Annotated in this window: 2 protein-coding genes and 1 pseudogene; 2 read left to right on the top strand and 1 reads right to left on the bottom strand. The window is 76.8% G+C overall.

Annotated features, from left to right (window positions below; all coding sequences use genetic code 11):
- Nucleotides 1-316: 316 nt before the first annotated feature.
- Nucleotides 317-1,135 (bottom strand): methyltransferase domain-containing protein, encoded by an 819-nt coding sequence (locus ACIQOV_RS34575; protein WP_401054800.1) that lies wholly within the window; start codon nt 1,133-1,135, stop codon nt 317-319.
- 164 nt (nt 1,136-1,299) lie between these two features.
- On the opposite strand from ACIQOV_RS34575, the pseudogene ACIQOV_RS34570 reads away from it, so the two are divergent.
- Together ACIQOV_RS34570 and ACIQOV_RS34565 are read left to right on the top strand one after the other, a co-directional pair.
- Nucleotides 1,300-2,441 (top strand): annotated as a pseudogene (locus ACIQOV_RS34570) (dihydrofolate reductase family protein).
- Nucleotides 2,442-2,517: 76 nt separating this feature from the next.
- Nucleotides 2,518-3,130: HAD-IA family hydrolase (locus ACIQOV_RS34565; protein WP_401054799.1), on the top strand; the 613-nt coding region annotated here is incomplete at its 3' end.

Below are 3,130 nucleotides of genomic sequence, written 5' to 3'. Positions count from 1 at the left end.
GTGTCCGTCCCCGTACCGGTGTCCGCGCCCGCCCCCGGACGGGTGTCCGTGTCCGCGTCGGCCCCCGTGGCCGCGGGCGACTCCGGCCCCGGAACGGGCGGCTCGGACTCAGGCTTGGACACGTGGACTCCCCCAACCCACCGGAACGGGCATCGGCTCGGCACTCGGCACCATGGCTCGGACCCGAACGGGCCCGATCTGAACGGTCGCGCGACTTTACCCGATCTTTCCGAACGCCTGCCCGCCCTGCCCGGACCGCCCTGTCCGCCCTGCCCGGACCGCCCTGTCCGCCCCTCGTCGGTTCGGCCGCGTCGGCTCAGCCGCGGGCCAGGATCTCGCCGTGCAGCATCGAGAACCAGCCGTCCCCGGCGGCGCTCCACTCCCGCCAGCCGTCCGCGATCCGGCCCAGCTCGTCCTGGTCCGCGAAGCCCCGCTCGACCGCCGTCCGGCCCAGCGCGGTGCCCGTCACCCGGTCCGCCCACAGCCCGCCCCACCAGGCGCGCTGCTCGGGCGTCGCGTACGTCCAGGTGCCGGCGCTCGCGGTGACCTCGGTGAAGCCGGCCGCGCGGGCCCAGGACAGCAGCCGCCGGCCGGCGTCCGGCTCGCCGCCGTTGGCGCGGGCGGTCCGCCGGTACAGCTCCAGCCACCGGTCCAGCGCGGGCACCTCCGGGAACCAGGTCATCGAGGCGTAGTCGACGTCGCGGACCGCGACCACGCCGCCCGGCGCCGTCACCCGCCGCAGCTCGCGCAGCGCGGCCACCGGGTCGGCCACGTGCTGCAGCACCTGGTGGGCGTGCACCACGTCGAACTCGCCGTCCGGGTACGGCAGTCGGTGCACGTCGGCACAGGCGAGGGCGACGTTGGACAGGCCCCGGCCGGCGATGTGCCCGGCGGCCTGCTCCAGCACCTCGGCGGAGGCGTCCACCGCGACCACCCGCCCCTGCGGGCCGACCAGTTCGGCCAGGTCCGCGGTGATCGTGCCGGGCCCGCAGCCGACGTCCAGCAGGGCCTGCCCGGGCCGCAGTTCGGGCAGCAGGTAGCCGGCCGAGTCGGCGGCGGTGCGGGAGCGGTGCGAGCGCAGCACGGCCTCCTGGTGGCCGTGGGTGTAGACGGCGGCGGGCTGCGGTCCGGTCATGAGATCCCCCTCGATGCGGTCGGCCGCGGGGCTCCGCGGCGCCCCCGACGCTACCCGCCGTTCCGCATGTCGAGAAGATCCGTCTCGAATGTCGGTCACGGCGGGCCCGGGCCGCACCCGGCCGCCGTACCGTGGAGGCGCCCCCGACAGAACGGTCCCCGCCCATGCCCGGCCCGCGCCCCTACGTCCTGCTGAGCGCCGCCGTCTCGCTCGACGGCCACCTCGACGACGCCTCCCCCGACCGGCTGCTGCTCTCCAACGCCGCCGACTTCGACCGGGTCGACGAGGAGCGCGCCGCCGCCGACGCGATCCTGGTCGGCGGCAACACCCTGCGCGCCGACAACCCCCGGCTGCTGGTCAACGACCCCGCCCGCCGGGCCGCCCGACTGGCGGCCGGCCGGCCCGAGTACCCGCTGAAGGTGACGCTCAGCGCGAGCGGCGCGCTCGACGCCGGGCTGCGGTTCTGGCACACCGGCGGCGCCCGCCTCGCCTACACCACGGACGCCGGGGCGGCGGTGCTGCGCCCCCGGCTGGACGGGCTGGCCGAGGTGGTCGCACTGGGCGACGCGGTGGACCCCGGCGCGGTGCTGGACGACCTGGGCGCCCGCGGGGTTCGCCGGCTGATGGTCGAGGGCGGCGGGGGCGTGCACACCCAGTTCCTGGCCCAGGGGCTGGCGGACGAACTCCAGCTGGCCGTCGCCCCGCTGCTGGTCGGCCAGGCCGAGGCGCCCCGGTTCGTCCGCCCCTCCGCGTTCCCGGGCGGGCCGGCCCGACGGATGCGGCTGCTGGAGGCACGTACCGTGGGCGACGTCGTCCTGCTCAGGTACGCCCCGAAGGAGCCCGCGCCGTGACCCCGTCCGCGTCCACCGACCTCGACCACCTGCGCCGGGCCGTCGAGCTCTCCCGCCGCTGCCCGCCGTCCGGGACGGCCTTCTCGGTCGGCGCGGTGATCGTCGGCGCCGACGGCACGGTGCTGGCGGAGGGCTACAGCCGGGAGACCGACCCGCACGACCACGCGGAGGAGGCGGCGCTGGCCAAGCTTCCGGCGGGCGACCCCCGGCTGCGCGGGGCGACCGTCTACAGCTCGCTGGAGCCCTGCGGGCAGCGCGCCTCGCGGCCGATGCCGTGCGCCCGACTGCTCGTCGCGGCGGGCGTGCCGCGAGTGGTGGTCGCCTGGCGCGAGCCGGACCTGTTCGTCACCGACTGCCAGGGCACCGCGCTGCTGACGGCGGCCGGCATCGAGGTGGTGGAGCTGCCGGAGCTGGCCGCCGAGGCCCGCGCGGTCAACGCCCACCTGCTCGGGTGATCTTTTGTATCATTGAGAAACAAAGAGCTCGCATTCTCCGGCTCTGCCGTCGTCGCACCCCCCGAGGAGCCGCCCCATGCCCGCTACCCCCGTCCGGCTGACCGCCCGCGCCGTCCTCCTGGACATGGACGGCACCCTGGTCAACTCCGACGCCGTGGTCGAGCGCTGCTGGAGCCGCTGGGCCGGGCGGCACGGCCTGGACCCCGCCGAGGTGCTCGCCGTCGCGCACGGCCGCCAGGGCCACGCGACCATGGCCGCCCTGCTGCCCGAACGCCCGGTCGCACTCAACCTGGCCGACAACGAGCGGATGCTCGACGAGGAGCGCGCCGACACCGAGGGCGTCGTCCCGGTGCCCGGCGCCGCCGCCTTCCTCGCCTCGCTGGCCGGCCTCCCGCACGCCCTGGTCACCTCCGCCGACCAGCCGCTCGCCCGGGTCCGGATGGCCGCCGCCGACCTGCCGCTGCCGCCCGTCCTGGTCACCGCCGAGTCCGTCGGCGCCAGCAAGCCCGACCCCGAGGGCTTCCTCAAGGGTGCCGCCGCCGTCGGCTTCGCCCCCGCCGACTGCCTCGCCTTCGAGGACTCCGGCGCCGGCATCGCCGCCGTCCCCGCCCACGCCCTCACCGTTGCCGGCGGCGTCGCCGTCGTCGGCGGTGCTCCAGCGCTGCAGGACGGTGTGGAAGGCCGCCAGT

The sequence above is a fragment of the Kitasatospora sp. NPDC091257 genome, assembly GCF_044757675.1.
Lineage (GTDB): Bacteria > Actinomycetota > Actinomycetes > Streptomycetales > Streptomycetaceae > Kitasatospora > Kitasatospora lactacystinica.
Note: the sequence above shows the minus strand (reverse complement) of the source record. Positions and strands in the feature narration are given on the sequence as shown.